The organism is Streptomyces sp. WAC 04229 (assembly GCF_003947455.1).
Lineage (GTDB): Bacteria > Actinomycetota > Actinomycetes > Streptomycetales > Streptomycetaceae > Streptomyces.
Genome location: NZ_QHJH01000081.1, coordinates 1 through 23698, shown reverse-complemented (window position 1 = coordinate 23698; position 23698 = coordinate 1). Strand labels below are relative to the sequence as shown.

24 protein-coding genes are annotated in these 23698 nt (G+C 73.6%); 16 read left to right on the top strand and 8 right to left on the bottom strand.

The genetic code is table 11. The features are described 5' to 3' along the window. Positions 1–109: 109 nt before the first annotated feature. On the top strand, positions 110–496 hold the full coding sequence (locus tag DMH12_RS21600; RefSeq protein WP_185832457.1) for an anti-sigma factor antagonist: 387 nt from the start codon (positions 110–112) through the stop codon (positions 494–496). Here the strand turns inward: DMH12_RS21600 and DMH12_RS21595 are convergent. Then, positions 462–1415, bottom strand: a complete 954-nt coding sequence (locus DMH12_RS21595) for a ribose-phosphate pyrophosphokinase (protein ID WP_125493148.1) — start codon at positions 1413–1415, stop codon at positions 462–464. The genes DMH12_RS21600 and DMH12_RS21595 overlap by 35 nt on opposite strands. Before the next feature lie 207 nt (positions 1416–1622). Here DMH12_RS21595 and otr(A) point away from each other — a divergent pair, with 207 nt between their 5' ends. The 7 genes from otr(A) (at position 1623) to DMH12_RS21565 (ending at position 9370) form a co-directional block, all read left to right on the top strand. Beyond that, the gene (otr(A), locus tag DMH12_RS21590) at positions 1623–3503 is read left to right on the top strand and encodes a tetracycline resistance ribosomal protection protein Otr(A) (RefSeq protein ID WP_125493147.1); all 1881 of its coding nucleotides are present in this window, start codon (positions 1623–1625) and stop codon (positions 3501–3503) included. A gap of 109 nt (positions 3504–3612) precedes the next feature. After that, entirely contained in the window at positions 3613–4296 is a 684-nt protein-coding gene (locus DMH12_RS21585; RefSeq protein ID WP_125493146.1) for a DUF4230 domain-containing protein, read from the top strand. 86 nt (positions 4297–4382) lie between these two features. Continuing rightward, positions 4383–4937 carry a VanZ family protein gene (locus tag DMH12_RS21580; protein WP_125493145.1) on the top strand — a complete coding sequence of 185 codons (555 nt, stop codon included), beginning with the start codon at positions 4383–4385 and terminating at the stop codon, positions 4935–4937. A 222-nt stretch (positions 4938–5159) separates the two neighbouring features. Then, entirely contained in the window at positions 5160–5936 is a 777-nt protein-coding gene (locus tag DMH12_RS21575) for a PIG-L deacetylase family protein (protein WP_185832456.1), read from the top strand. A 177-nt stretch (positions 5937–6113) separates the two neighbouring features. Further along, positions 6114–6266 (top strand): hypothetical protein, encoded by a 153-nt coding sequence (locus DMH12_RS39150; protein WP_185832455.1) that lies wholly within the window; start codon positions 6114–6116, stop codon positions 6264–6266. Between the two features lie 1155 nt (positions 6267–7421). Further along, positions 7422–7919: an FBP domain-containing protein gene (locus tag DMH12_RS21570; protein ID WP_125493144.1), complete on the top strand. Its 498-nt coding sequence runs from the start codon at positions 7422–7424 to the stop codon at positions 7917–7919. Positions 7920–8125: 206 nt separating this feature from the next. Next, positions 8126–9370 carry a glycoside hydrolase family 16 protein gene (locus DMH12_RS21565; protein WP_125493143.1) on the top strand — a complete coding sequence of 415 codons (1245 nt, stop codon included), beginning with the start codon at positions 8126–8128 and terminating at the stop codon, positions 9368–9370. A gap of 31 nt (positions 9371–9401) precedes the next feature. Here the strand turns inward: DMH12_RS21565 and DMH12_RS21560 are convergent, their stop codons facing one another. After that, entirely contained in the window at positions 9402–9638 is a 237-nt protein-coding gene (locus DMH12_RS21560; protein WP_114529664.1) for a hypothetical protein, read from the bottom strand. A gap of 114 nt (positions 9639–9752) precedes the next feature. On the opposite strand from DMH12_RS21560, the gene DMH12_RS21555 reads away from it, so the two are divergent. The 3 genes from DMH12_RS21555 (at position 9753) to DMH12_RS21545 (ending at position 12863) form a co-directional block, all read left to right on the top strand. Next, the gene (locus DMH12_RS21555; protein ID WP_125493142.1) at positions 9753–10784 is read left to right on the top strand and encodes a PHP domain-containing protein; all 1032 of its coding nucleotides are present in this window, start codon (positions 9753–9755) and stop codon (positions 10782–10784) included. 53 nt (positions 10785–10837) lie between these two features. Then, a complete protein-coding gene (locus tag DMH12_RS21550; RefSeq protein WP_125493141.1) occupies positions 10838–11509 on the top strand; it encodes an HAD family hydrolase in 672 nt (223 codons plus the stop codon). A gap of 322 nt (positions 11510–11831) precedes the next feature. After that, entirely contained in the window at positions 11832–12863 is a 1032-nt protein-coding gene (locus tag DMH12_RS21545; RefSeq protein ID WP_125493140.1) for an SDR family oxidoreductase, read from the top strand. Positions 12864–12942: 79 nt separating this feature from the next. Here DMH12_RS21545 and DMH12_RS21540 read toward each other — a convergent pair whose 3' ends face one another. Next, a complete protein-coding gene (locus tag DMH12_RS21540; RefSeq protein ID WP_125493139.1) occupies positions 12943–13269 on the bottom strand; it encodes a hypothetical protein in 327 nt (108 codons plus the stop codon). Positions 13270–13339: 70 nt separating this feature from the next. Continuing rightward, the gene (locus tag DMH12_RS21535; RefSeq protein ID WP_125493138.1) at positions 13340–14629 is read right to left on the bottom strand and encodes an ROK family transcriptional regulator; all 1290 of its coding nucleotides are present in this window, start codon (positions 14627–14629) and stop codon (positions 13340–13342) included. 212 nt (positions 14630–14841) lie between these two features. Between DMH12_RS21535 and DMH12_RS21530 the strand changes: the two genes are divergently transcribed. The 4 genes from DMH12_RS21530 (at position 14842) to DMH12_RS21515 (ending at position 19063) form a co-directional block, all read left to right on the top strand. Beyond that, positions 14842–15336, top strand: a complete 495-nt coding sequence (locus DMH12_RS21530; protein WP_125493137.1) for an FBP domain-containing protein — start codon at positions 14842–14844, stop codon at positions 15334–15336. Positions 15337–15461: 125 nt separating this feature from the next. Further along, a complete protein-coding gene (locus DMH12_RS21525) occupies positions 15462–16718 on the top strand; it encodes an FUSC family protein (protein WP_125493136.1) in 1257 nt (418 codons plus the stop codon). A 32-nt stretch (positions 16719–16750) separates the two neighbouring features. Beyond that, positions 16751–17797, top strand: a complete 1047-nt coding sequence (locus DMH12_RS21520) for a hypothetical protein (RefSeq protein WP_125493135.1) — start codon at positions 16751–16753, stop codon at positions 17795–17797. Between the two features lie 51 nt (positions 17798–17848). Further along, complete coding sequence (locus tag DMH12_RS21515; protein WP_185832454.1) at positions 17849–19063, top strand: lactonase family protein; 1215 nt, start codon at positions 17849–17851, stop codon at positions 19061–19063. Here DMH12_RS21515 and DMH12_RS21510 read toward each other — a convergent pair. Together DMH12_RS21510 and DMH12_RS21505 are read right to left on the bottom strand one after the other, a co-directional pair. Then, on the bottom strand, positions 19031–19756 hold the full coding sequence (locus DMH12_RS21510; protein WP_125493134.1) for a DUF2470 domain-containing protein: 726 nt from the start codon (positions 19754–19756) through the stop codon (positions 19031–19033). The genes DMH12_RS21515 and DMH12_RS21510 overlap by 33 nt on opposite strands. A 161-nt stretch (positions 19757–19917) precedes the next feature. Further along, the gene (locus DMH12_RS21505) at positions 19918–20526 is read right to left on the bottom strand and encodes a TetR/AcrR family transcriptional regulator (protein WP_122615239.1); all 609 of its coding nucleotides are present in this window, start codon (positions 20524–20526) and stop codon (positions 19918–19920) included. A 120-nt stretch (positions 20527–20646) separates the two neighbouring features. Between DMH12_RS21505 and DMH12_RS21500 the strand changes: the two genes are divergently transcribed. Continuing rightward, a complete protein-coding gene (locus DMH12_RS21500; RefSeq protein WP_125493133.1) occupies positions 20647–22209 on the top strand; it encodes a cytochrome P450 in 1563 nt (520 codons plus the stop codon). Here DMH12_RS21500 and DMH12_RS21495 read toward each other — a convergent pair. Beyond that, a complete protein-coding gene (locus DMH12_RS21495; RefSeq protein ID WP_125493132.1) occupies positions 22171–23001 on the bottom strand; it encodes a pentapeptide repeat-containing protein in 831 nt (276 codons plus the stop codon). The genes DMH12_RS21500 and DMH12_RS21495 overlap by 39 nt on opposite strands. A 56-nt stretch (positions 23002–23057) precedes the next feature. After that, positions 23058–23698, bottom strand: a 641-nt coding sequence (locus DMH12_RS21490; RefSeq protein WP_260474273.1) for a nuclear transport factor 2 family protein, incomplete at its 5' end; no start/stop codon positions are given.

Here is a 23698-nt window from a genome sequence, read left to right as displayed (position 1 = left end):
CGAACATGCTCAGATTCGCTCGATCGGGGTAACTTTTCGTGCGGGCTGGCTGGTTGAGCCCTCCGGAAGCAGACGGGAAGCAGGCCGGAACGACCTGGAGGCAAGTTTCGTGCGGCAGGAATCGGCGTCGCCCACCCGGCATCTGCGCGTGCGCCACGACCGGGGGCACACGGTGCTGGAGTTCCACGGCGAGATCGACATCGCGTCGGCCGCGGAGATCACGCCGCACCTGGACCGGGAGACCCGGCGCCCCGGAGTCCGGGTCGTCCTGGACCTCGGCGGGATCGAGTTCTTCGACTGCTCCGGCCTGCGGCTGCTCCACCGGGCCCGCGGCCAGGTGCTCGACGGGGGCGGGCAGGTGCACCTGGTGTGCGCCCACCCGCTGACCCTGCGGATGCTGCGGATCACCGGCCTGACCCGGCTGCTGCCGCCCCGGCCGACGCTGGACGAGGTGCTGGGCGTCAGCCTGCCGGCCGCGCGTCGAACAGGGCGCTGACCGACTCGCCGTTGTGGATGCGGCGCACGGCCTCGGCGAGTGCCGGGGCGATGGACAGGATCCGCAGCTTGTCCGTGTGGTCGTCGGCGGGCACCGGCACGGTGTTGGTGCACACGATCTCCAGCACGTCCGGCTGCTCGCTGAGCCGCCCCAGCGCACCGGCCGCGAAGAGCCCGTGCGTGCAGGCGAGGCGGATGGTGCGCGGCCCCGACTCCCGGAGCCGGTCCAGGAGTTCGAGCACCGTGCTGCCCTTGGCGATCTCGTCGTCGAGCACGATGACGTCACGTCCGGCGACGTCCCCGATCACGGCGCTGATGCTGACCCGGTCGTCGGCGTACCGCTGCTTGGCGCCGGCCGCCACCTGGGCGCCGAGCATCCGGGCGAACGCGGCGGCCTCCTTGGCGTTGCCCAGGTCCGGCGAGACGACGGTGGTGCGGGACAGGTCGTACCGCCGGAAGTGCGCGGCCAGTTCCCGCAGCGCGTGCAGGTGGTCGACCGGGACCGGGAAGAAGCCGTGCACCTGGGGCGAGTGCAGGGTCATCGCCAGGACCCGGCCCGCGCCGGCCGCGACCAGCAGGTCGGCGACCAGGCGGCCGCCCAGGGAGATGCGCGGGGCGTCCTTCTTGTCGGAGCGGGCGTAGGAGTAGTGCGGCAAGACGACGGTGATGCGGCCGGCCGAGGCGCCGCGGGCCGCGTCGCACATCAGCAGCAGCTCGACCAGATGCTCCTGGACCGGCTTGACCAGCGGCTGGACCAGGAAGACGTCCCGCTCCCGGCAGTTGGCCAGGAGCTGCACCTCCAGGCAGTCGTTGGCGAACCGGCTGACCCGGGTGGGGCTGAGCGGCACTCCCAGCTGTGCGCAGACCTCCTCGGCCAGCTCGGGATGGGCACTACCGCTGAACACGGCGATGTCTCGCACGGCCCGCTCCTCGCGTGATCCTGTCCGGCCGGGGTCCTCAGCTTACGGAAATCCGGTTGCGCCGGCCCGGGCAGCCGACGGCATGATGGCGCCGTCCGCTACTCCCAGGTCCCTCGGACCTCTCAGGTCAGGATCCCCGCATGCGCCGACCCCTCGGAATCCCCCAGTGCCCCTTCCGGCCCACGGTTCCCGAGGACGCGACCACGCATGCACCCCACGCACACCCTGAACATCGGCATTCTGGCCCACGTCGACGCCGGTAAGACCAGCCTCACCGAACGGCTGCTCTTCGACCACGGCGCGGTCGACCGCCTCGGCAGCGTCGACGCCGGTGACACCCGTACGGACGACGGCGGCATCGAGCGCCGCCGCGGCATCACCATCCGCTCCGCCGTCGCGGCCTTCACCGTCGGCGACACGCAGGTCAACCTGATCGACACCCCGGGACACTCCGACTTCGTCGCCGAGGTCGAGCGGGCCCTGGAGGTGCTCGACGGCGCGGTACTGCTGCTCTCCGCCGTGGAAGGCGTGCAGGCGCGCACCCGCGTGCTGCTGCGCACCCTGCGGCGGCTGCGGCTGCCCACGCTCGTGTTCGTCAACAAGGTCGACCGGCCCGGGGCGCGGCCCGAGGGCCTGCTCGACGACGTGCGGCGCCTGCTGACTCCGCACGTCGCGCCGCTGACGGCGGTGACGGGCGCAGGCACCGCCGACGCCCGGGTGGTGACCCGCCCGCCGGACGAGCGGGCCGCCGAGGCGCTCGCCGAGGTCGATCCGGACATCCTGGCGTCCCTGGTGGACGGTCCCGAGCCGACGCCGCACGATCTCGCCACGGCCCTCGCCGCCCGCACCGCCGACGGCTCCTTCCACCCGCTGTACCACGGCTCAGCGCTCGGCGGTCAGGGCGTCGCCGAACTGGTCGAGGGCCTGGTCTCCCTGGTCCCGGCGGCCGCCGCACCGGCACCGGCCGCCGCCGCGGCGCCACGCGGCACGGTCTTCGCCGTGCGCCCGGAGCCCGGCGGCGGGCGGACGGCGTACCTGCGCCTCTACGACGGTGAGGTGCGCCCGCGCGGGCGGCTGACGTTCCTGCGGCGCGAGGCCGACGGCCGGACCACCGAGGTCTCCGGCCGGGTGACCCGCCTCGACGTCGTCGGCGGCGGCGCCACGCTCACCGCCGGGAACATCGCCGCGCTCACCGTGCCGGGCGGCCTGCGCGTCGGCGACCGGCTCGGCGATCTCACCGACCGGGCGCCGCAGTTCGCGGCGCCGACGCTTCAGACCCTGGTCCGGGCGCGGCGCCCGGAGCAGGCGGCGCCGCTGCGCTCCGCGCTGCTCGCGCTGGCCGACCAGGACCCGCTGCTGCACGCCAGCCCGGCGGCGTCCGGTGCGACGGCGCTGCTGCTGTACGGCGAGGTCCAGATGGAGGTGCTGGCGGCGACGCTGGCCGAGGACTTCGGTGTCGAGGCGGAGTTCGCGCCCGGCCGGGTGCGGTTCGTGGAGCGCCCGGCCGGGACGGGTGAGGCGGCGGAGGAGATGCCGTGGCTCGACCACACCCGGTACTGGGCGACCGTCGGACTGCGGGTCGAGCCGGGTCCGCGCGGCTCCGGCGTGGTGTTCGCGTACGAGACGGAGCTGGGCGCGCTCCCCCGCGCCTTCCACCAGGCGGTGGAGGAGAGCGTCCACGCCACCCTGCTGACCGGACCGGCCGGGGCGGCGGTCACCGACTGCCGGGTGACGCTGATCCGCTCCGGTTTCAGCTCGCCGGTCAGCACCGCCGCCGACTTCCGCGGGCTGACGCCGTTCGTGCTGCGCCGCGCCCTGCGCCAGGCGGGGACCGTGCTCTACGAGCCGTACCACGCCTTCGAGGCGGAGGTCCCGCCGGACGCGCTGGCCTCGGTGACGGCCCGGCTCGCCGCGCTGGGCGCCGACTTCACCGGCACGACGGGCGGCGACCCCGCCTGGATCCTCACCGGCGAGCTGCCGGCCCGGCGGGTCCGGGAGGCCGAACTGCGGCTGCCGGGACTCACCCACGGGGAGGCGGTGTGGTCGTCCCGGCCCTGCACGGACCGCCCGCTGAGGAGACGGCCCTGAGCCGTCGTACGCCCCGCCGTGCCCCCGTCCTCTGTGCGTGTTCCCCAACTGCTCCGTCTGGCCGGGGAGATGGGGGGCATCAGGGTCAGTAGGAAGGAGGGCCGTCGCCATGACGACTCCCGTCAAGAATCCCACGCGCCCCGTCGAGAGGCCCGCGAGGCGCATGCCCGGCTGGGCGAAGGTGCTGACCGCGGTCGTGGTGGTCCTCGCCGTGCTGTTCGCGGGGCTCCGGCTGAGCGTCATACCGGGCCTGAACGACCTGTTCGGCACCGAGACCAAGGACCGTTCGGGCCCCGCGCTGCTCAAGTCCATCCAGGACATCAGCCATTACGAGGCAGCCTCCGGCAACTTCCAGGTCGTCGTGGACCTGGAGAAGGACACCAAGTTCCTGCCCGACGCCGTCCGCGGCTCCCGCACCCTGTACGTCGGGGCGGGCACCGTCGACGCCTACGTCGACCTCGGGAAGGTGGGCGAGGACGACGTGACGGTCAACGACGACCGGACGTCCGCCACGCTGCGGCTGCCGCACGCCGCGCTCGGCGAGCCGGCCCTGGACCCCGACCGCTCGTACGCGGTGTCCAAGCAGCGCGGACTCCTCGACCGCCTCGGCGACCTGTTCTCGGACAACCCGAACAGCGAGCAGGCCGTGCAGAAGCTCGCGGCCCGGCACATCGGCGACGCCGCCGAGGACAGCGAGCTGAAGACCCGCGCCGAGAGCAACACCACGGCGATGCTCCAGGGCCTGCTGCGCTCCCTGGGCTTCAAGGAGGTGCGGGTGGCCTACGGGACCTGAGCGGGCCCCCGGACCGGCGGGCATCCTCGGCGGTCCGGGGGGTAATAGCTCCGCCACGCGGGGATGTCGAATACTGGAGGAATCAAATGGCTCGTGCCGCCTCAGGGCTGCGTTTCCTGCCCCGTCCCCGCGCCGGGAAGGCGCAGGCGAAGGACGCCGACCAGCACGAACGGCGCCCGCTCCCGCTGCCGCTGCGCCTGCTGGCGACACTGTGCGCGTTCGTCTTCATGGTCGCGTTCGCCGTGGTGCTGGCCCGGCTGACCCTGAACCCCTCCCCCGCGTCCGAGGCGCTGACGCACACCAACCTGCATCCCGGGCGCTCGCTGCAGGCGTACCTGGACCAGCCGGCGCTGCGGGACGCCTTCAAACAGGTCGGCGGGAACATCCTGCTGGGCGTGCCGTTCGGCGTCCTGGTCCCGGTCGTCGCCCCGCGCACGCGCGGGCTCCTGAAGGTGCTGCTGCTGACCGCGGTGGTGATGCTGCTGGTGGAGTTCGCACAGGGCGCCCTGGTCACCGGGCGGGCCTTCGACATCGACGACGTCATCCTCAACACCAGCGGTGCGCTGATCGGTTACCTGCTGCTGGGCCGTCGGATGAGCCGCGCGGTGCACGCGCGGAAGGTCCGGAAAGCACGCACGTGAGGGTTTTCCAACCGCGCGAACGACCCTGCGGATTGTTGGTGTGCCCGTAAATGTCGCCCCCGTGGCCGCGCCCGATGGCGCTCACCAGGACGACCCACGCACGCACCCGTCGAAACCTCCTCGACACCCCGTTCACCGGGCCGAGTCCACGGATCGGTCCGGCGACCGACGCCTGACCGGTCGATCCGGGATCGAGACGAGTCCTCACGGAGACTGTTCACCATGAACGTCCCGCGCCTGCCGTCGCTACTGGGGGTGTTCGCGCACCCGGACGACGAGAGCCTCCTGGCCGGCGGCGTGCTCGCCCAGCACCACTCCGACGGCGCCCGTACCGCCGTCGTCACCGCGACCTGGGCGCCCGACAGCCGCCGCACGCCCGAACTCATCGACGCGCTGAATGTCCTGAGCGCCGGCACCCCACGCCTGCTCGGCTACAACGACGCACGCAATCCCGAGGCGGCCCCCGGCCGGCCTCGACTCGTCGACGCTCCCCTCGACGAAGTAGTCAGCTGCCTCGTCACCCACATCCGAGGCTTTCGACCCGACATCGTCGTCGGGCACGACGCCCTGGGCCAGCTGACCGGCCACCCCGACCACGTTCGCACGCACCAAGTCACCCTGCTCGCCGTCGAGGCGGCCGGTCTCGCCCACCTGTATCCCGAAGCGGGCCCGCCCTGGCGGCCAACCGCCCTGTACGCGGCCACGCACCCCGAGTCCGGTGTGGGTCTGCTAGGCCCGCTACTCGAAGGGGCGGGCAAATCCATCCTGGCGGTACCGGACTCATACGTGACCACCAGCGTCGACGTCACGCCCTGGGCCGACCTGAAGTGGCGGGCGATCCTCGCGCACCGCGGCGAAGTCACCCGCAAACGGTCTCTGCCCGGCATCCTCGCCCGCCTTCCCGAAGCCGACCGCAACCGGATCATCCAGACCGAGCACTTCACCCGCCTCACCCTCGGCCCCGGAGGCGCCGTGAGGGGAAGGAGTCTCGTGGGGTAGCGACTCTGAGTCCGCCCGCAGCGGATGATCAACGCGAGAGCTACCGCACTCGCGGGCGGCATGTCGCACGGGAGGTCGCGGCGTACCTCGATGTAAAGCTGAGCATCCGCACGAAGTGCTCCGTGGGGACACGGGGTCTGGCACCACCCGGCCGACGAAGCAGCCCGAGGAGTACCAGTGCACCATCTCGCGGCGCCGGCGATGGCGATCTACCTGCCCGACTCGGGGAGCCTGCCTCCGTGGGTGGGGATCGTCCTGGGCGCCGTGGTCCTCGTGGTGGCCGGCCTGCGGGTGTACCGGCTTTGGCGGTCGTGGCGGCGACGCCGCTAGCGGCCGTACCCCGCGCTGGGAGTGTCCGCCCCCGGCCGGGGGGGGGAGCCACGGGTTGGCATGGAGCCGGGGGCGGTGAGGGCCACAGGGAGGAACCCTCACCTGGACTTCCCGGCGACCGGCCGGGGCGGACGCGGGGCGCGGCGGGATTCACCCGCGTGAGTGACCTGGCTCGCGGCGGATCGACAGCCACTCCGCGCTCACGCCCGGCAGGGCACCTTGGGGCTGTACATACTTCCCGCTTGTCTTCTCGGGCGGTGTAGCCTGTCAGGGATCACATGCGGCGGGGCTCTCCGCCGTCCCCATCGACGCGTACGGCGTCGACGCGCACCGCGCGCCCCGGCCGGAAGGAGGCGAGAGACATGGACCGTTCTGAAGCTGTTGCGGCCATAGTTGCCCCCGGCCGTGCGCCCTCGTTCCTCTGCGGCGCGCGGTAAGAATTCCCAAGCCACCGGCTGCGGCATCCGCCTGAGCTGCCTTCACCCGTGCGGTTCTGCGTACGGGTCGCAGGGCCGCGCGCCCGTGGACGGGCCTCCTCGCCGCTCGCCATGACGTCGGCCTGCTCCGAAGTCGCCTCAACGGCACGCGGACGCCCTGTCAATCGGCAGGCCCGTCGTAGAGCAGTGAAACAGCGGCACTCCTGACCTCACACGCGAGCAGCCCACGCACGGGCCGGCCCGCACGTCGGCATGCCCTCCTGCCCGCGACCCCCATGCCGCTCCGGGCGACGCTGCTCCGCCTGACCCGAGCGACGCCCCCTGCCCGGCTGACCCGACAGCACCCTGACTCGAAATGTGATCACCATGAGAGAACAGCGTCACCCCGGGGCATCCGCCCCTGACGGAACGGCCCCCGACAGCGCGTCACCCGACCCGCACTCCCCCGACGGGTCCACGGATGCCGGCCGGCCACCGGCGACGGCCCTCGTCTCCGACACCCCCACCACGGCCGCACCCGATCCCAAGCGCGCCGTGAGCGCCGCCGCCCGAGCCATCGCCGGGCGACTGCGGGACCCGGACCCGAAGGATCCGGTCGCAGGGCCCTCTGGCGCTCCGAGCGCGAAGTGAGGGCCTACCCGGCACCGCCGTGGCTCACGTCCGCCGTCTCTCCCTCTCCTCCACCCTCGACTCGTCCGGAACCGAAGGAACCCACGTCATGAATCCCCTGACCGAACACGACATCCGCACCTCGTTCGTCAACTGCTCCAAGGGAGAGGCCAAACGCCTCCCCCTGCCCAAGGACCTGGCCGACATCGACCACTGGGGCGACCTGGACTTCCTGGGGTGGTGCGACCTGTCGGCGCCCGCCCGCAGCTATCTCGTCGCCGAACGCGAGGGCGTTCCGGTCGGCGTGACCCTGCGCTCGTCGTCCACCGCCCGCGGATTCCTGCGCCGCAGCATGTGCTCGCTCTGCCTGACGACCCACCCCGGCAGCGGCGTCGCCCTGATGAGCGCCCGCAAGGCGGGGTCGGCCGGGCGGGAGGGGAACTCCGTCGGCCTCTACATCTGCACCGACCTCGACTGCCCGCTCTACGTACGGGGCAAGAAGAAGCCCGCACCCGGCGGACGCATGGAGGAGACCCTCACCGTCGAGCAGCAGATCGACCGCACCCGCGCCAACCTCGCCGCGTTCCTGGACCGGCTCTTCAGCTGAGCCGACCCGTCGTGCCGGGCCACCTCTCGAGGCGGCCCGGCACCGTCCGGCCCCATGTCGGTGGTGGGCCGCGCACTTTGGCGCGAATCTGGTCCGTACCAATGTATTGACCACCCCTTATCTCAATACTTGAATCAAGAGGCGACACCTCAACCCCCCACCTCGGTCGGCGCCCCCTCCCAGGGCGCCGTACGGAAGGGAGAGCCGTGGTCCGTCCACGCCTGCTCCGCAGATGTCTCCTCGCCGCCGCCCTGTCCGCGGGACTCGCCGCGTCCCTGGTGTCGGGCCCCGCACAGGCGGAACCCGATTCCCGTGCCGCCGACGCCGCGGCCGCCGCCGTGACGTTCTCCGACACCTTCGACGGCCCGGCCGGTTCTGCCGTCGACTCCTCGAAGTGGCAGATCGAGACCGGCGACAACGTCAACAACCACGAACGGCAGTACTACACCGCGGGCAACCGGAACGCCGCGCTGAACGGCCAGGGCCAGCTGGTCATCACGGCCCGCAAGGAGAACCCCGCCAACTACCAGTGCTGGTACGGCACCTGCCAGTACACCTCGGCCCGCCTCAACACCTCGGGCAAGTTCACGGCGCAGTACGGACATGTCGAGGCCCGGATGAAGGTGCCGCGCGGGCAGGGCATGTGGCCGGCGTTCTGGATGCTCGGCACCCCGGTGAACTGGCCGGACTCCGGCGAGATCGACATCATGGAGAACGTCGGTTTCGAGCCCTCCACCGTGCACGGCACGATCCACGGCCCCGGCTACTCGGGCGCCGGCGGCATCGGCGCCGGCTACACCCTGCCGGGCGGCCAGGCCTTCGCGGACGGCTTCCACACCTTCGCGGTCGACTGGGCACCCGACTCGATCACCTGGTCGGTGGACGGCAACGTCTACCAGCGGCGCACCCCGGCCGACCTGGGCGGGAAGCAGTGGGTGTTCAACCGGCCGTACTTCCTGATCCTCAACCTGGCGGTCGGCGGCTACTGGCCCGGCGACCCGGACGCCTCCACGGTCTTCCCGCAGTCGCTGGTGGTGGACCACGTGTCGGTGACGACGAGCGACTCCGGCACCGGCGGCGCGATCCGGGGCCTGGCCGGCAAGTGCGTGGACGTCGCCGCGGCGGGGACCGCCAACGGCACCCCCGTACAGCTCTACGACTGCAACGGCACCGCCGCCCAGCGGTGGACGGTGGGCTCCGACGGCACGATCCGGGCGCTGGGCAAGTGCCTGGACGTCAACGCGGGCGGCACGGCGGACGGCACGGTGGTCCAGCTGTGGGACTGCAACGGCAGTGCCGCGCAGCGGTGGGTCGTCACCGGCGCCCGGGACATCGTCAATCCGCAGGCCGACAAGTGCCTCGACGTCACCGGCAACAACGCGGCCAACGGCACCCGGCTGCAGATCTGGACCTGCTCGGGCGGCGCCAACCAGAAGTGGACGGTCGGCTGAGCCGCCCCCGAAGGGCCCGGGCCCGCCCTTCCTAGTGCACCGTCCAGGTGAACTTGTCCCCGCCCACCCAGCGGACCACGTCCGGGTCGTCGAGGTCGTGGACCGTGATGCCGAAGGCCGCCGCGGCCTCCAGTACGTCGGTGACGGCCCTGGCCTCACCGACGACCTGGCCGTCGATCTCCACGATCCGGAACGGAGGCGTGCCCGGCTGCACCCGGAGCACGAGGATCCGCGGAGTGCCGATGTGCGGGCTGTCGATTTCGGTCATGCCTAGAGGGTAGGCCGCAACGCGCGGGAGCGAGGATCGGACCGGCCCGGGGTGCGGGTCCCGGGACGCTGGGGAACCCTGGACGTGCACAGGAGGTCGCGGGAGGAGGTGCCGATGGAGCCCGTCGAGGCACTGGAGCGGATCGCGTTCCTCCTGGAGCGCTCGCAGGCGCCCACCTACCGGGTCCGCGCCTTCCGCACCGCCGCCCGGGTGCTCGGCGGGCTGAGCTCCGAGGAGCTGCGCGAGCGGGCCGGGTCGCTGGAGTCGATGAAGGGCATCGGCCCCAAGACGGCGCAGGTGGCACGCGAGGCGCTGGCCGGGCGCACGCCCGGCTACCTGGAGAAGCTCGAGAGCGAGCCGGAGGCCCCGCGCGCGGAGGGCGGCGAAGCGCTGCGGGAGCTGCTGCGCGGCGACTGCCATCTGCACTCCGACTGGTCCGACGGCGGCAGCCCGATCGAGGAGATGGGCCGCACCGCCGCCGCGCTCGGCCACGCGTGGGCGGCGCTGACCGACCACTCGCCACGGCTGACGGTGGCGCGCGGGCTCTCCCCCGAGCGGCTGCGCGAGCAGCTGGACGTGGTGGCCGGGCTGAACGAGACCTGGGCGCCGTTCCGGCTGCTGACCGGCATCGAGTGCGACATCCTCGAGGACGGCTCGCTGGACCAGGAGCCGGAGCTGCTGGAGCGGCTCGACGTGGTGGTGGTGTCCGTGCACTCCAAGCTGCGGATGGACGCCCGCGGCATGACCCGCCGCATGGTGAAGGCCGTACGCGACCCGCACGCGGACGTCCTCGGGCACTGCACCGGGCGGCTGCTGAGCGGGCGGGGCCGGCCGGAGTCGGAGTTCGACGCGGACGAGGTGTTCGCCGCCTGCGCGGAGTCCGGCACCGCCGTGGAGATCAACAGCCGGCCCGAGCGCCTCGATCCCCCGCGGCGGCTGCTGCGCCGGGCGGTGGCGGCGGGCGTGCTGTTCTCGGTCGACACCGACGCGCACGCGCCCGGCCAGCTGGACTGGCAGATCAACGGGTGCGCGCGGGCGGAGGAGTGCGGGGTGCCGCCCGAACGGGTCGTCACCACGTGGTCCCTGGAGGATTTGCTGGCCTGGACGCGGGAGGGCCGTACACCGTCCGGCGTGGCCGGCGGATGACGTGGTACCCGCCGGACGGCCGGTGACCGCCGCCGGCCGGAGAGCGAGGGCGCATGGACCGCGCAGCGGTGTTCGACGTCGACGGGACCCTCGTCGACACCAATCATCTGCACGTCGTCTCCTGGTGGGAGGCGTTCCGGCAGGCCGGGCACGAGGTGCCGATGCACGCCCTGCACCGGGCCGTCGGAATGCCCTCCTCGGACCTCGTGGGGCACGTCCTGGGCGAGGACCGGGACCGGGACCGGGACGCGGAGCTGAGCGCCGCGCACAAGGCGCTCTACGGGCAGTACTTCGACCGCCTGCCCGCGCTGCCGGACGCCGGGAAACTGCTGCGCCGCCTGGCCGGCGACGGCTGGACGGTGGTGCTCGCCACCTCCGCCGGCGGCCCGGAGCTGGGTGCGCTGCGGCGGGCGATCGACGCGGACGACGCGATCGCGGCCACCGCGAGCGCGGACGACGTGGAGGCGGGCAAACCGTCGCCGGAGCCGGTCGAGCACGCCCTGGAGCTGGCCGGGGTGCCCGCGGAGCGGGCCGTCTTCGTCGGCGACACGGTGTGGGACATGCGCGCCGGCAGCCGCGCCGGGGTGCGCTGCGTAGCGGTGCTCTGCGGCGGTCTGCCCCGCGCCGATCTCGAGGAGGCGGGCGCCGACGCCGTCTACGGCGATCCGGCCGATCTGCTGGCCTCCCTGGAGCGGAGCCCGCTCGCCCGCGGCGCCGTGCCGTGACACACCTCACCCCGGGGAGGGCCGGACGGAGGAACACCGGACGCCCCCGTCCCGTTGTAGAGGGCGTGGGTACGGATGGGACAGTGTCCCCGGGCCTCACCTTTTGCCCACAGGGACGATCGTTCGGCTGAAGCCCTGTGGAGCCTTTCGCCGAGAGGCGACCGCCATCCGTACCCGCCTCAGAGCCGCCCCGGCCGTGATTCCCCCGTCGCGGTCGGGGCTTCCTTCTGTCCTGCGTCTGTCCGGCCCGGGCCCCGCGTGCCTTTCCGGCGCGCTGGGTACCCGGTGACCTCGTGCGGCGACCGGCCGAGAGGAGCGCAGGGTGAGCGGCGGAGCGGGCAGCAGGATCGTGGTCACGGGTGCCACCGGCAACGTGGGCACCAGCGTGGTGAAGCTTCTGTCGGAGGATCCGGAGGTGGGGTCCGTCCTGGGGCTGGCCCGGCGGATCCCCGGGTGGTCGCCGGAGCGGACGGAGTGGGCCGCGGTCGACCTGGCCTCGGACCGGGCCGACCTGAGCGCGCACTTCGCGGGCGCCGACGCGGTGGTGCACCTCGCCTGGGCCTTCCAGCCGACGCACGACCCGGCGACGACCTGGCGCACGAACGTCCTCGGCTCCATCCGGGTCTTCGAGGCGGTGGCCGCCGCCGGGGTACCGGCGCTGGTGCACGCCTCGTCGGTGGGAGCGTACTCACCGGGGCCGAAGGACCGCGCGGTGGACGAGTCGTGGCCGACGCACGGCTGGCCCGACGCCGCGTACTGCCGGGAGAAGGCCTACCTGGAACGCACCCTGGACATCTTCGAGCGGGACCACCCGCAAACCAGGGTGGTGCGGATGCGTCCCGCGTTCCTGTTCAAGCGGGAGTCGGCCAGTGAGCAGCGCCGGATCTTCGGCGGCAGGTTCCTGCCGGGCCCGGCGGCCCGCCCCGGGGCGCTGCCCTTCCTGCCGGACGTCCCCGGTCTGCGGGTGCAGGCGCTGCACACCGACGACGCGGCCCACGCCTATCGGCTGGCGGTGCGCTCCGAGGACGCGCGGGGCCCCTACAACCTCGCCGCGGAGCCGGTCGTGGACGCGGAGGTGCTGGGCGAGATGTTCGGCGCGCGTCCGGTGCGGCTGCCCCGGACCGCGGCCCGTTCGGCGATCGCCGCCGCGTGGGGGCTGCGGCTGCTTCCGGCGTCGCCGCACCTGTTCGACGCGGTGCTGCGGCTGCCGCTGATGGACTGCACGCGGGCGCGGGTGGAGCTGGGCTGGCGCGCGACGCGTTCGGCCACGGAGGTGCTGGAGGAGTTCCTGGGCGGCCTGCGCGAGGGCGCGGGCGCGGACACGGCACCGATGAGGGGACGCAAGGTCGGCTGAGCGGCGCCCGCCCCGTGGGGCACGGCACGCTTGGGGGCGGGCACCTGGCCCGCCCCCTGATCCGTCTTCGTACGCGCCGTCAGCCGGAGGACTCGTCGGGCACCGGGTGCTCCGGGTGGACCGCGGCCGAGTGCGGCGCGCCCTGGCGGCCCGTTCCGGCCTCGTCCGTGTCGGGGACGTCGTCGGCGGGTTCGGCCGCGTCCTCGCCACCGTCCTCACCGCCGGTCCCGGTGTCCTCGTCGCGGCCCGCCTCGTCCGCCGGGTCGCCCTGCAGGTGCTCGCGCTGCTCGCGGGTGGGCGCCGCGGCCTCCCACGGGTCGTCCCCGGTCCCGGCTTGCTGGTCCGGCAGGTCCCGGGGAACGGGGGCGCCGTTCTCGCCCGGACCCTCCTGGCGGTGGTCGGTCACTGCGCGCTCCTTCCGGTGGTGCTCCTGCGTGTCCGACCGCACCGGGTACCCCGCGCCACCTCGCGTAACCTCAGTGCGGCGCCCGCTCCTCCAGCGCCGTACGCCAGGCGGGGACCGGGTATTCGGGTGCCGGCTCGGGGCGTCGCCCGCCGCGCGCGAAGAAGTCGGCCAGGGGCAGGATCGCGGCGCCCACGGTGACGGCGTCCGGGCCGAGCCGCCCCAGGTCGACCGTCACCTTCTGGGCCGGGTGGCGCAGCGCGTACGACACGGCGTGGCGGCGGACGGCGGGCAGGAAGCGGGTGCCGAGCTGGAGGCCGGCCCAGCCGCCGATGAGGATGCGCTCGGGCTGGAAGAGGTTGATCAGGTCGGACAGGCCGGCGCCCAGGTACTCGGCGGTCTCCTCCAGGACGGCGAGCGCGACCGGGTCGGGCGCCTCGCCCCGAGGCGGATAGGCGGCGGCGAGCATGGTGGTCAGGGCGGTCTCCTCGTCGGCGCCCCCGGGCACCGATCCGCCCTCCTCCCGCCACCGGGCCAGCAGCGACTCGGCGCCCGCGTACGCCTCCAGGCAGCCGAGCGCGCCGCAGCGGCAGCGGCGTCCCCTGACCCGGACGGTCAGGTGCCCCCATTCGACCGCCCGGCCCTGCTCGACCTCGGGCGTGACGAGGCTGGCGCCGACGCCGGACCCGAAGAGGACGACGACGGCGTTGCGGGCACCGCGTCCGGCGCCGAACCACATCTCGGCCTGGCCGAGGGTCTTGGCGCCGTTGTCGATGAAATGGGGAACGGTGTCGGGCAGCGGGGACCCGGCGCGCAACAGGGCCTCCAGCGGGACCGCGTCCCAGCCGATGGTCTGGCCGTGCACCACGGCGCCGCGGTCCTGGGTGTGCTCGACGATGCCGGGGACACCGATCCCGGCGCCGAGCAGCCGCCCGGGCGGGAGACCGGCCGCGGCCAGCACCTCGGCGATGCCGTCGCGGATGTGGCCGACGATGACCTCGACGTCGTAGCCCTGCTGCGTCAGCGGGCGTTCGGCGCGGGCGAGTTCGGTGAGCGTCAGGTCGAACAGTTCGACGCGCACCCGGGTCTCGCCGACGTCCACGCCGATCATGTGGCCGCTGGCGGGGGCCACCCGCAGCAGGGTGCGGGGCCTGCCGCCGTCGGAGTCGACGCTGCCGGCCTCCTCCACCAGGCCGTCGGCGACCAGGTCGGCGACGACGTTGCTGACGGAGCCGGAGCTGAGTCCGGTCGCCGGGCCCAGTTCGAAGCGGCTGAGCGGCCCGTCGAAGTAGAGCCGCTGGAGTACGGCCGTACGGTTGGCCCTTCTCAGGTCGCGCACCGTGCGCCCGTTCCGCCCCGCCATGTGGCTCCTTCCGTACCGTGCCCGGTGTGCAACATACCTCTGACGTGCGGCAGCACGCGACTTCCCTCTGCACTTAATTCATGCTATGAAATCCCGCTCGCCGAAATACGGTGGCCCTTCCGCTGGCGGCTATCTACGCTAGGCGAAAACCTAGGGCTTCTAGGTTTGGCCGTTCAGGTCTTCCACGCCGGCACCCGAAGGGGAGGCTCCCCATGAGAGCACTCGTCGAGCAGGACATCCGCACCTCTTTCATCAACTGCTCCAAGGGAGAGGCCAAGCGCCTGCCGCTCCCGCGCGATCTCGGCGAACGCCCCTGGGACGATCTCGACTTCCTCGGCTGGCGGGATCCCGGTGCGCCCGACCGCAGTTATCTGGTCGCGGACCTGGACGGACGGCTGACCGGCCTGTCGCTGCGGTTCCAGCAGGCCCGCGCCGGTTACTTCCAGCGCAGCCTGTGTGCGCTGTGCCTCACCACCCATCCCCGGGGCGGCGTATCGCTGATGACGGCACGCAGGGCCGGGGCGGCCGGACGCGAGGGCAACTCGGTCGGGCTGTACATGTGCACCGACCTGGCCTGCTCGCTGTACCTGCGGGGCAGGAAGGTGTCGCAGAGCGGCGCCCGTTTCGAGGAGAGCCTCTCCCTGGAGGAGCAGATCGAGCGGACCCTGGGCAATCTGTCCGCCTTCCTCGCCAAGGTGACCGCCTGACGAGCGCGGCCCCACGCCGACGCGGGCCGCCGTACGGCGCGTAGGAACCACTCCCATCCCCTTTGTCCGGTTACCGTCCTGTCCGGAACACGTTCGAGGCGCCCGGGGAAGGGAACAGCCCGAGGATGCGTGATGTACGTGAGGCCGCGAAGTCGGCTCTGCGGCGGGTGAAGTGGCTCAGGGACCCCGTGGTCGTGCAGGCCCTGCGTTCGGCCGCCGCGGCCTCGATCGCCTATGTCATCGCGGTGCGGCTGAGCCCGGACAAGTCGGCGGCGCCGCTCACCGCGCCCCTGACCGCGCTCCTGGTCGTCCAGGTCACGCTGTATGCCACGCTCAAGATGAGCTTCCGCAGGGTGAACGCCGTGGTGGCCGGTGTGCTGATCGCCATCGCCTTCAGCCAGTTGGTCGGGCTGAGCTGGTGGAGCCTGGCCCTGCTGATCGTGGCGGCGCTGGGCGCCGGGCACCTGGTGCGGGCGCACGAGTTCACGGCCGAGGTGGCGATCAGCGCGATGCTGGTGCTCGGTGTGACCTCGCACGGCAGCCTCGCGTGGGCCCGGGTGGTGGAGACCCTGATCGGGGCGATCGTCGGACTGGCATTCAACCTGGTCCTCGCCCCTCCGGTGTGGGTGGAGCAGGCGGGCGAGTCCATCGAGGAACTGGCCCGGCGGGTGCGCCAGCTGATGCTGCGTATGGGCGAGGAGGCCGCCGACAGCACGCCGTTCCACGAAGCGGCGGCCCGGCTGCACGAGGCGCGCCGGCTGGACCACGACATCGGGGAGGTGGACGAGGACCTGCGGCAGGCCGAGGACAGTCTGCGGCTCAACCCCCGGGTGCGGGAGGGGCTGCTGCACCGGGTGGTGCTGCGCACCGGTCTGGACACGCTGGAGATCTGCACGGTGGTCATGCGGGTGCTCGCCCGCAGCTTCACGGACCTCGCGAAGGAACGTGAGCCCGAGCCCCTGTTCCCGCCGGAGACGGGCGCCACCATCCAGCAGTTGCTGTCCGAGATCGCCGACGCCGTGGTGAGCTTCGCGGTGCTGGTCACCACCAGCGCCAGCGAGAACGCCGAGTCCGCGGAGGAGCGCCTCTCCAGCGAGCTGCGCCAGGCGGCGGCCACCCGGGACCGGCTGGCCGAACTGCTCCTGGAGGAGGTCAGGCGCGATTCCCGGCAGTGGCAGCTGCGGGGCGCGGTGCTGGCCGAGGTCGACCGGATCATCGACGAGATGGACACCGAGCACCGCTCGCGGCGACTCCTGGAGGAGCTGGACCGGCACACGCGCGAACTGCGTGAACGCATGCCTCGGCTGACCCGGCTGCGGGACCGGGGACGGGCGGTGCTGCGGAAGCGGAACCGCAGCGGCGCCGCGCGGCGTTCCCCTTGAGGAAGAGCGGACGACGACGAGGGGGCGTACGGATGACCGACACCAGCGTGCGGATCGACGGGAACCGGCTGCTGCTGCCGGGCGGGGCCGTGGTGCGGTTCATCCGCACCCTGCGGCTGCCCGAGCAGGGCACCCACCCGCTGCCTCCCGGGCTCGGCGAGTTCCCGGTCCGCCGCGTCGCCGACTACGCCGACACGGTCCCCGAGTCCTGGCGGGCCCGCGGCGGCGTGATGCTGCCGGTGTACCTGCGGGAGGCCATGTGGCTGAGTTTCGCGGGCACGCGCGAGCCCACCGCGCTCCAGGTCGGGGTGGGCAAGGTGTGCGCGGTCTCGGGCAGGCCCTGGAGCGCCCGGCTGTCCCGCGATCCGCAGAACTACGTGGTCCTGCCCCGCCAGCCCTGGCTGGACGGCATCAACTCCGGGACGGGCACGGTCCGGCAGTTCGTGGCGGTGCCGCTCGGCATGGGGGCGACCGTCGAGGGCCAGGTCACCGGCGAGGAGGTCTGGGGCGGGGTCCAGTTGCAGGACTTCCGTCTCAACGACCGGGAACGCGAGCGGTGGCGGGAGGCGGAGCGGCGGCGCGCCGAGTTCGCGCGCCGGGCGGCCCCGCCCGGTGGCGCCTTCGGGGCGGCGATGCCGGCTCCGGCCGCCCCCGGTGCGGCCGCCGCCTACGGGGGCGCGGCCCGGCCCCGGTCCGCGCCCGCGATGGGGCTGGGCGTCGGCGGGTCCATGCGCCAGGAGGTGTACCGGGACGAACGGCCGCTGGAACACTGGGCCGACAGCCCGGCGGGCCGGGTCTTCGTGCACCTGGTGACGCCGCCTCAGTGGCGTCGGGTCACGGGCGAGGAGCCGCCGCCGTCCCCGGTGGACCGGGCCGCGTACACCCAGGCGGGCCTGCCCTGGTACGACTACTACGACCAGGACGCCCACGACCTCGCGCCCACCGGGCCGCTGCGGGACGTCGAGCCGGTCGGCGAGTGGCTCGGGGACGACCACGAGCCGTGGCAGGCACCGGGGCAGCAGCAGGTCCGGCCGCTGAAGGACGCGCAGGGCAAGCCGGTGGAGGACGGGGACTGGTAGGGGGCGGCGGGCCGGTGGGCGAGCCACTGAGAGCGAGGCGAGGAGCAGTGCGTGAGCGGTGACGGCTGGAGCAGGCGGCGGTTCGTCGGGCTGATCGCCCGGACGGCCGGTGCGGCGGCGGCGCTGCCCGCGGCGGCGGGGTGCGGCGGCGAGCCGGAGCCGTCGGCTCCGGTGTCCTCCCCGACACCCACGGCGCCGGGCGCGAGCGCGGGCGCCTCGGGCAGGCAGGGCGACTCCACCGGCCCGCGCCCGCTGTACATCGGCACGTACACCTCGGCCGAAGGCGGCGGCAAGGGCGTCGGACTCGCCGAGTACGACCCCCGCACCGGGCGGATCACCGGCCGTGGCGTCCTCACCGGCGTCGGCGATCCCTCGTATCTCGCGGCGCATCCCGACGGGCGCACCCTGTACGCGGTGAGCGAGCGCGAGGAGGGAGCGGTGACCGCCGTCCGGCTGTCCGACCGGACGGTCCTGGGCAGCCGGAGCACCGGGGGCGCCGCGCCCTGTCATCTGTCCGTGCATCCGGGCGGGCGCTGGCTGCTCAGCGCCAACTACGGTTCGGGCAGCGTCGCCGTGCACCCGATCGACGCCTCGGGCGCGCTCGGGGAGCGCACCGACCTGGTCGCCCACTCCGCTCCCCCGCCCGGCCCCGGACAGCAGGGGCCGCACGCGCACCAGATCGTCACCGCTCCCGACGGCGGCCATGTGCTCGCGGTGGACCTCGGCACGGACACCGTGTACACCTACCGGCTGGACGAGGCGTCGGGCAGGCTCACCGAGGTCGCGCGGGCCCGGACCCGGCCGGGTGCCGGACCCCGCCACCTCACCTTCCACCCCGGCGGTCGCCACGCCTACCTCGCCAACGAGGTCGACGACACGGTCGCGGTCTGCGCCTACGACCCCGGGACGGGCCGCCTGACCGTCGGCGAGGCGCAGTCCACGGGCACGGGGTCCGGCACCAGTCACCCGGCGCAGATCCTGGTGACGGCCGACGGCACGCACGCCTTCCTCGCCAACCGGGGGCACAACAGCCTCACGCGCTACGCGGTGGAGGCGGACGGCGCCCGGCTGCGGCTGCTCGGCACGGTGCCGGTGGGCGGCGACTTCCCGCGGCAGATCGCCTTCTCCCCGGACGGCGGGCTGCTCTTCGCGGCGAACCAGAGGTCGGGCACCGTCAGCGTCTTCCGCGTGTCCGAGGGCGGTGAACTGCGTTCCGCCGGGGAGCCGTTCGCCTCACCCGTCGCCGTCTGTGCGCTGCCGCTGTAGGGCCCGTGGGCAGGAGGCGGCGCTCGCCTGCGACAGCAGCACGTGCACCCGCTCCGTGAGCTGACCGATGTCGTCGGCCGGCGCGTGGAAGGGCAGGCGTACGTCGCCGTGGGTGCGGGCGCGCTCGATGCGCAGGGTCAGCCCGTGCCGGTCGACGGCGAGCGGCCGCACCCGGACCGCGCCGTGCAGGCTGTCGGCCTCGACGAGCCGGGTCAGCCGCTCCACCGCGTCGCCGTGGCAGTCGGCGAGGTGGGTCAGCAGCCGGGCCTCGGCCAGCGCCAGCGGGTCGGGCTCGGCGGCGGCGAACTCGTCGGGGTCGACCACCACCGAACCGGACGGCCGCCGCAGCACCACGCGCGTGGGCCGGAACGCCAAGTGCCCGTCCGCCACGGCGAACCACCCGGCGAGCCAGAGCCGGGCCCTGATCCGGCCGCGCACCGGGACGGGCGCCACGTCGGCGAACTCCAGCACGGCGGACGGCTCTCCGCGCGGCGCGCAGATCGCCGCCCCGAGCAGGGCGCTGTCCTCGGGCACGTGCAGGAACACCTGGCCGTCGTCGGCGACCGTGTGCGCGCCGACGAACTCCTCGCGGCCGCCTTCCGCGGTCACCGCGCAGGACCAGGCGGCGGCGAGTACGGAGCGGGCCTGCTCCGCCGCGGCAGGCGCGGCCGTCCAGGCGTGGCTGTCACCCATCCTCAACCTCCGTCATCAATTCATTAGGTAAGGCTCACCTAACCTATCGGAGTTCGAGGCGCGCGCCAACCAGGAGTCGTGATCTTTGCGAGACCTTTTCAGCGTGCGGGACGGCGCACTTCAGCAGCCCGAGGGCGCGTTCCGAAGTGCAACGGGGGCGCTCAGGGGGCGATGGCGCCGAGCAGCGCCCGCGCGCACAGGTCGCGCACCTGCTCCCGGGCGGGCTCCGGGTCCCGCAGCCACTCCAGGCAGACCGCGGTGGTGAACGCCAGCCAGCCGCGCACCGCGAGCCGCACGTCGCCGCGCTCCTCGAAGGCCGGGCCGAACTCCGGGTCGGCGGCCAGGGCCGCGAGGATCTGCCGCTCCTGCGCGGCGAGCGCCTGCCGGTAGACCCGGCGCACCGCCTGGTCGCCGGTCGCGTCGGCGCGGTGGAAGGCGCGGTAGCCGTGTGCGTGGGCGCGGACGTACTCCAGGTACGCGTCGAGCCCCGCGGTGAGCTGCTCGCGGACCGGGACCCCCGGCACGGCCGCCGTCATCCGCAGCATGCGCTCGCTCTCGCGCTCGACGACCGCCGCGAAGAAATCCCGCTTGTTCGGGAAGTAGTGGTACAGCAACCCGCGGGAGACCCCCGCGATCTCGGCGACCTGCTCGATCCAGACCTCGTCGTACGGGCTCTCCGAGAACAGCCGCGCCCCCACCGACAGCAACTGCTCCCGGCGCTCGCCGGTGCTGAGCCGGCGGCGTGTGCGCTCGCCCTGTTTCGCGGCCATGTCCGCACCTTACTTGACGCCGGTTCAACAACGGGACGAGACTGGGAGCCGCTATTGAATCCATGTACAACACGCTTGCCCCAGGTGGGCAGCACGCCGCCGCGTCAAGGGAGACCGCGCATGGCCCGGACGACGAACGAGGCGGCCCGGGACGGCCTGCCGAAAGGCTTCCGCAGCGCCGAGCTGGGCTGGCCCGAACTGCGCCGCATACCCCGCCCGCCGTACCGCGTCCCCCTGCTGGGTGACGTGATCGGGGCGAGCCGGCGCACGCCGATGCAGGACTCTCTGCGGTACGCGCGGCAGCTGGGGCCGATCTTCCGGCGGCGGGCCTTCGGCAAGGAGTTCGTGTTCGTGTGGGGCGCCCGGCTCGCCGCCGATCTGGCGGACGAGTCGCGCTTCGCCAAGCACGTGGGGCTCGGCGTGGCCAACCTGCGGCCGGTGGCGGGGGACGGCCTGTTCACGGCGTACAACCACGAGCCCAACTGGCAGCTCGCGCACGACGTGCTGGCGCCCGGCTTCAGCCGCGAGGCCATGGCCGGGTACCACGTGATGATGCTGGACGTGGCCTCACGGCTCACCGGCCACTGGGACCGGGCCGGGGCCGCGGGACGGGCGGTGGACGTGCCGGGCGACATGACCAAGCTGACGCTGGAGACCATCGCGCGTACCGGGTTCGGGCACGACTTCGGGTCCTTCGAGCGCTCCCGCCCGCACCCCTTCGTCTCCGCGATGGTGGGCACGCTCACCTACGCGCAGCGCCTCAACACGGTGCCCGCGCCGCTCGCCCCCTGGCTGCTGCGCGACGCGAGCCGTCGCAACGCCGCCGACATCGCCCACCTCAACCGCACCGTGGACGACCTCGTCCGCGAACGCCGGGCCGCGGGGGGCGGCGAGGGCGACCTGCTCGACCGGATGCTGGAGACGACCCATCCCGTCACCGGTGAGCGGCTGTCGGCGGAGAACGTCCGCCGACAGGTCATCACCTTCCTGGTCGCCGGGCACGAGACCACCTCGGGCGCGCTCTCCTTCGCCCTGCACTACCTCGCCCAGCACCCCGACGTCGCCGCCCGGGTCCGGGACGAGGTGGACCGCGTCTGGGGCGGCACCGAGGCACCCGGCTACGAGCAGGTGGCCAGGCTGCGCTACACGCGCCGGGTGCTGGACGAGTCGCTGCGGCTGTGGCCGACCGCCCCCGCCTTCGCGCGGGAGGCCCGCGAGGACACGGTGCTGGGCGGCGCGTACCCGATGCGGCGCGGGGCCTGGGCCCTGGTGCTCACCGGCATGCTGCACCGCGACCCCGACGTGTGGGGCCCGGACACCGAGCGCTTCGACCCGGACCGCTTCGACGCGAAGGCCGTACGGTCGCGCGCCCCGCACACCTTCAAGCCGTTCGGGACGGGGGCGCGGGCCTGCATCGGGCGGCAGTTCGCGCTGCACGAGGCGACGCTGGTCCTGGGTCTGCTGCTGCGCCGCTACGAGCTGCGGCCCGAGCCCGGTTACCGGCTGCGGGTGACCGAGCGGCTCACGCTGATGCCGGAGGGGCTGCGGCTGCGACTGGAGCGGCGCACCGCGTCCGGCGGTCCCGTCCCGGCGCCGGCGGACGGCGCCCGCACCGCGGACACCGACGACGCCGGGGACGCCGCGTCAGCGGCCCGCTGTCCAGTGCACCGGACGGGTGACTGAGTCCGGCAGCCGGGTACCGGCACCGCCCCGGGCCGCGGTGAGCTGCGGCTGGGTCAGGAAGAAGGCTCCCGTCAGGTCCGCGTCCGTCAGGTCGGCGTCGCGCAGGTCCGCGCCGATCAGGTCGGCGCCCCGCAGGTCCGCGCCGGTGAGGTCGGCGGCGATGAGGTAGGCGCCGCGCAGGTCGGCCCCGGCGAGGTCGGCGCCCTTGAGGCGGGCGCCCATCAGGTCGGCGTTGCGGCGGTTCTTCTTGCGGCCGCGGGTGCCGGACCGCACCAGTTCGCTGGTGCGCAGCAGCAGCGCGTTGACCCGCCGGCGGTGCGCGGCCACGTCGAGGGCCGCCAGGTCCTCGGGGGTCCCGTCGGTGAGCCGCTCGGTGTCGGCCAGGGCGCGGCGCAGGTCGGGGTGGACCGGGCGGGCGGCGGGCAGGGTGAGCGCCTCGGCCAGGTACCAGAGCAGTTCGTGCAGTTGGCGGACGACCGGGAAGACGTCGAAGACGAGGCGGGCGCGCTCCGGCGGGCCGGTGCGCCAGTCCCGTCCGCCGAAGGTGACCTGCGAGACCCGCTGCCCGGCGCCGAAGCAGTCGTAGACCGTGCAGCCGGTGAAGCCGCGGTCCCGCAGCTCGGCGTGGATGCCGCAGCGGTGGTCGGTGCCGAGGTTCGGGCAGGGCTTCCCCGCGTCCTTGTCGATGGCGAAGTCCGCCGAGCGGGCGAACGGGAGGGCCACGCAGCACAGACCGAAGCACTGCCCGCAGTCGGCGCGCAGCGCGGCCCGGTCCACCGTGTGTTCTCGCATGTCACCGAGGATACGGGCCGTCGGCGCGCCCCTGCGCCGACGGCTCCCGGTCCCGGTCAGGCCTCCAGCGCGGACAGGTCGAGGCGGGCCAGCCGCTCGGGGTCGGACAGGATGTACAGGCCGGTGATGAGTCCGTCGGCGACGGTGACGTAGGTGACCGACCGCGGACGTCCCTCGGTGACGGCGACGGTGCCCACCGCGCCGTTGACCAGGACGAGGCGTGCCGCCCCCGCGAGGTGGCGGAAGTGGAAGGCGCCGGTGGCGACCGTCCGGGCGCCGGCGACGACCTTGGAGGCGGCCGGGCCCCGGCCCAGCGCACCGGCGTCGGCGCGCAGCACCACGTCCGGGTGGAGCACGGACACCAGCGCCTCGAAGTCCCCGGCGCGGCTCGCGGCGAGGAACGCCTCGACCGCCCGGCGCTGCCGTCCCAGGTCCGGGTCGGCGGCGGGGGTGGCGTCCCGCACCCGGCGCCGGGCCCGGCTGGCCAGCTGCCGGGTGGCGGCCGGGCTGCGCTCGACGATCCGCGCGATGTCGTCGAAGGGCACGGCGAACATGTCGTGCAGCACGAACGCCAGCCGCTCGGGGTCGGACAGGATGTACAGGCCGGTGATGAGTCCGTCGGCGACGGTGACGTAGGTGACCGACCGCGGACGTCCCTCGGTGACGGCGACGGTGCCCACCGCGCCGTTGACCAGGA

Bases quoted from the DNA above. Each gene is read 5' to 3' on its own strand.
- DMH12_RS21525 (WP_125493136.1), top strand. From the start codon at position 15,462: ATGCGTGATGTACGTGAGGCCGCGAAGTCGGCTCTGCGGCGGGTGAAG.
- DMH12_RS21495 (WP_125493132.1), bottom strand. From the start codon at position 23,001: ATGCGAGAACACACGGTGGACCGGGCCGCGCTGCGCGCCGACTGCGGG.
- DMH12_RS21555 (WP_125493142.1), top strand. From the start codon at position 9,753: ATGGAGCCCGTCGAGGCACTGGAGCGGATCGCGTTCCTCCTGGAGCGC.
- DMH12_RS21550 (WP_125493141.1), top strand. From the start codon at position 10,838: ATGGACCGCGCAGCGGTGTTCGACGTCGACGGGACCCTCGTCGACACC.
- DMH12_RS21510 (WP_125493134.1), bottom strand. From the start codon at position 19,756: ATGGGTGACAGCCACGCCTGGACGGCCGCGCCTGCCGCGGCGGAGCAG.
- DMH12_RS21500 (WP_125493133.1), top strand. From the start codon at position 20,647: ATGGCCCGGACGACGAACGAGGCGGCCCGGGACGGCCTGCCGAAAGGC.
- DMH12_RS21505 (WP_122615239.1), bottom strand. From the start codon at position 20,526: ATGGCCGCGAAACAGGGCGAGCGCACACGCCGCCGGCTCAGCACCGGC.
- DMH12_RS21575 (WP_185832456.1), top strand. From the start codon at position 5,160: ATGAACGTCCCGCGCCTGCCGTCGCTACTGGGGGTGTTCGCGCACCCG.
- DMH12_RS21580 (WP_125493145.1), top strand. From the start codon at position 4,383: ATGGCTCGTGCCGCCTCAGGGCTGCGTTTCCTGCCCCGTCCCCGCGCC.
- DMH12_RS21560 (WP_114529664.1), bottom strand. From the start codon at position 9,638: ATGACCGAAATCGACAGCCCGCACATCGGCACTCCGCGGATCCTCGTG.
- DMH12_RS21530 (WP_125493137.1), top strand. From the start codon at position 14,842: ATGAGAGCACTCGTCGAGCAGGACATCCGCACCTCTTTCATCAACTGC.
- DMH12_RS21570 (WP_125493144.1), top strand. From the start codon at position 7,422: ATGAATCCCCTGACCGAACACGACATCCGCACCTCGTTCGTCAACTGC.
- DMH12_RS21520 (WP_125493135.1), top strand. From the start codon at position 16,751: ATGACCGACACCAGCGTGCGGATCGACGGGAACCGGCTGCTGCTGCCG.
- DMH12_RS21585 (WP_125493146.1), top strand. From the start codon at position 3,613: ATGACGACTCCCGTCAAGAATCCCACGCGCCCCGTCGAGAGGCCCGCG.
- DMH12_RS21535 (WP_125493138.1), bottom strand. From the start codon at position 14,629: ATGGCGGGGCGGAACGGGCGCACGGTGCGCGACCTGAGAAGGGCCAAC.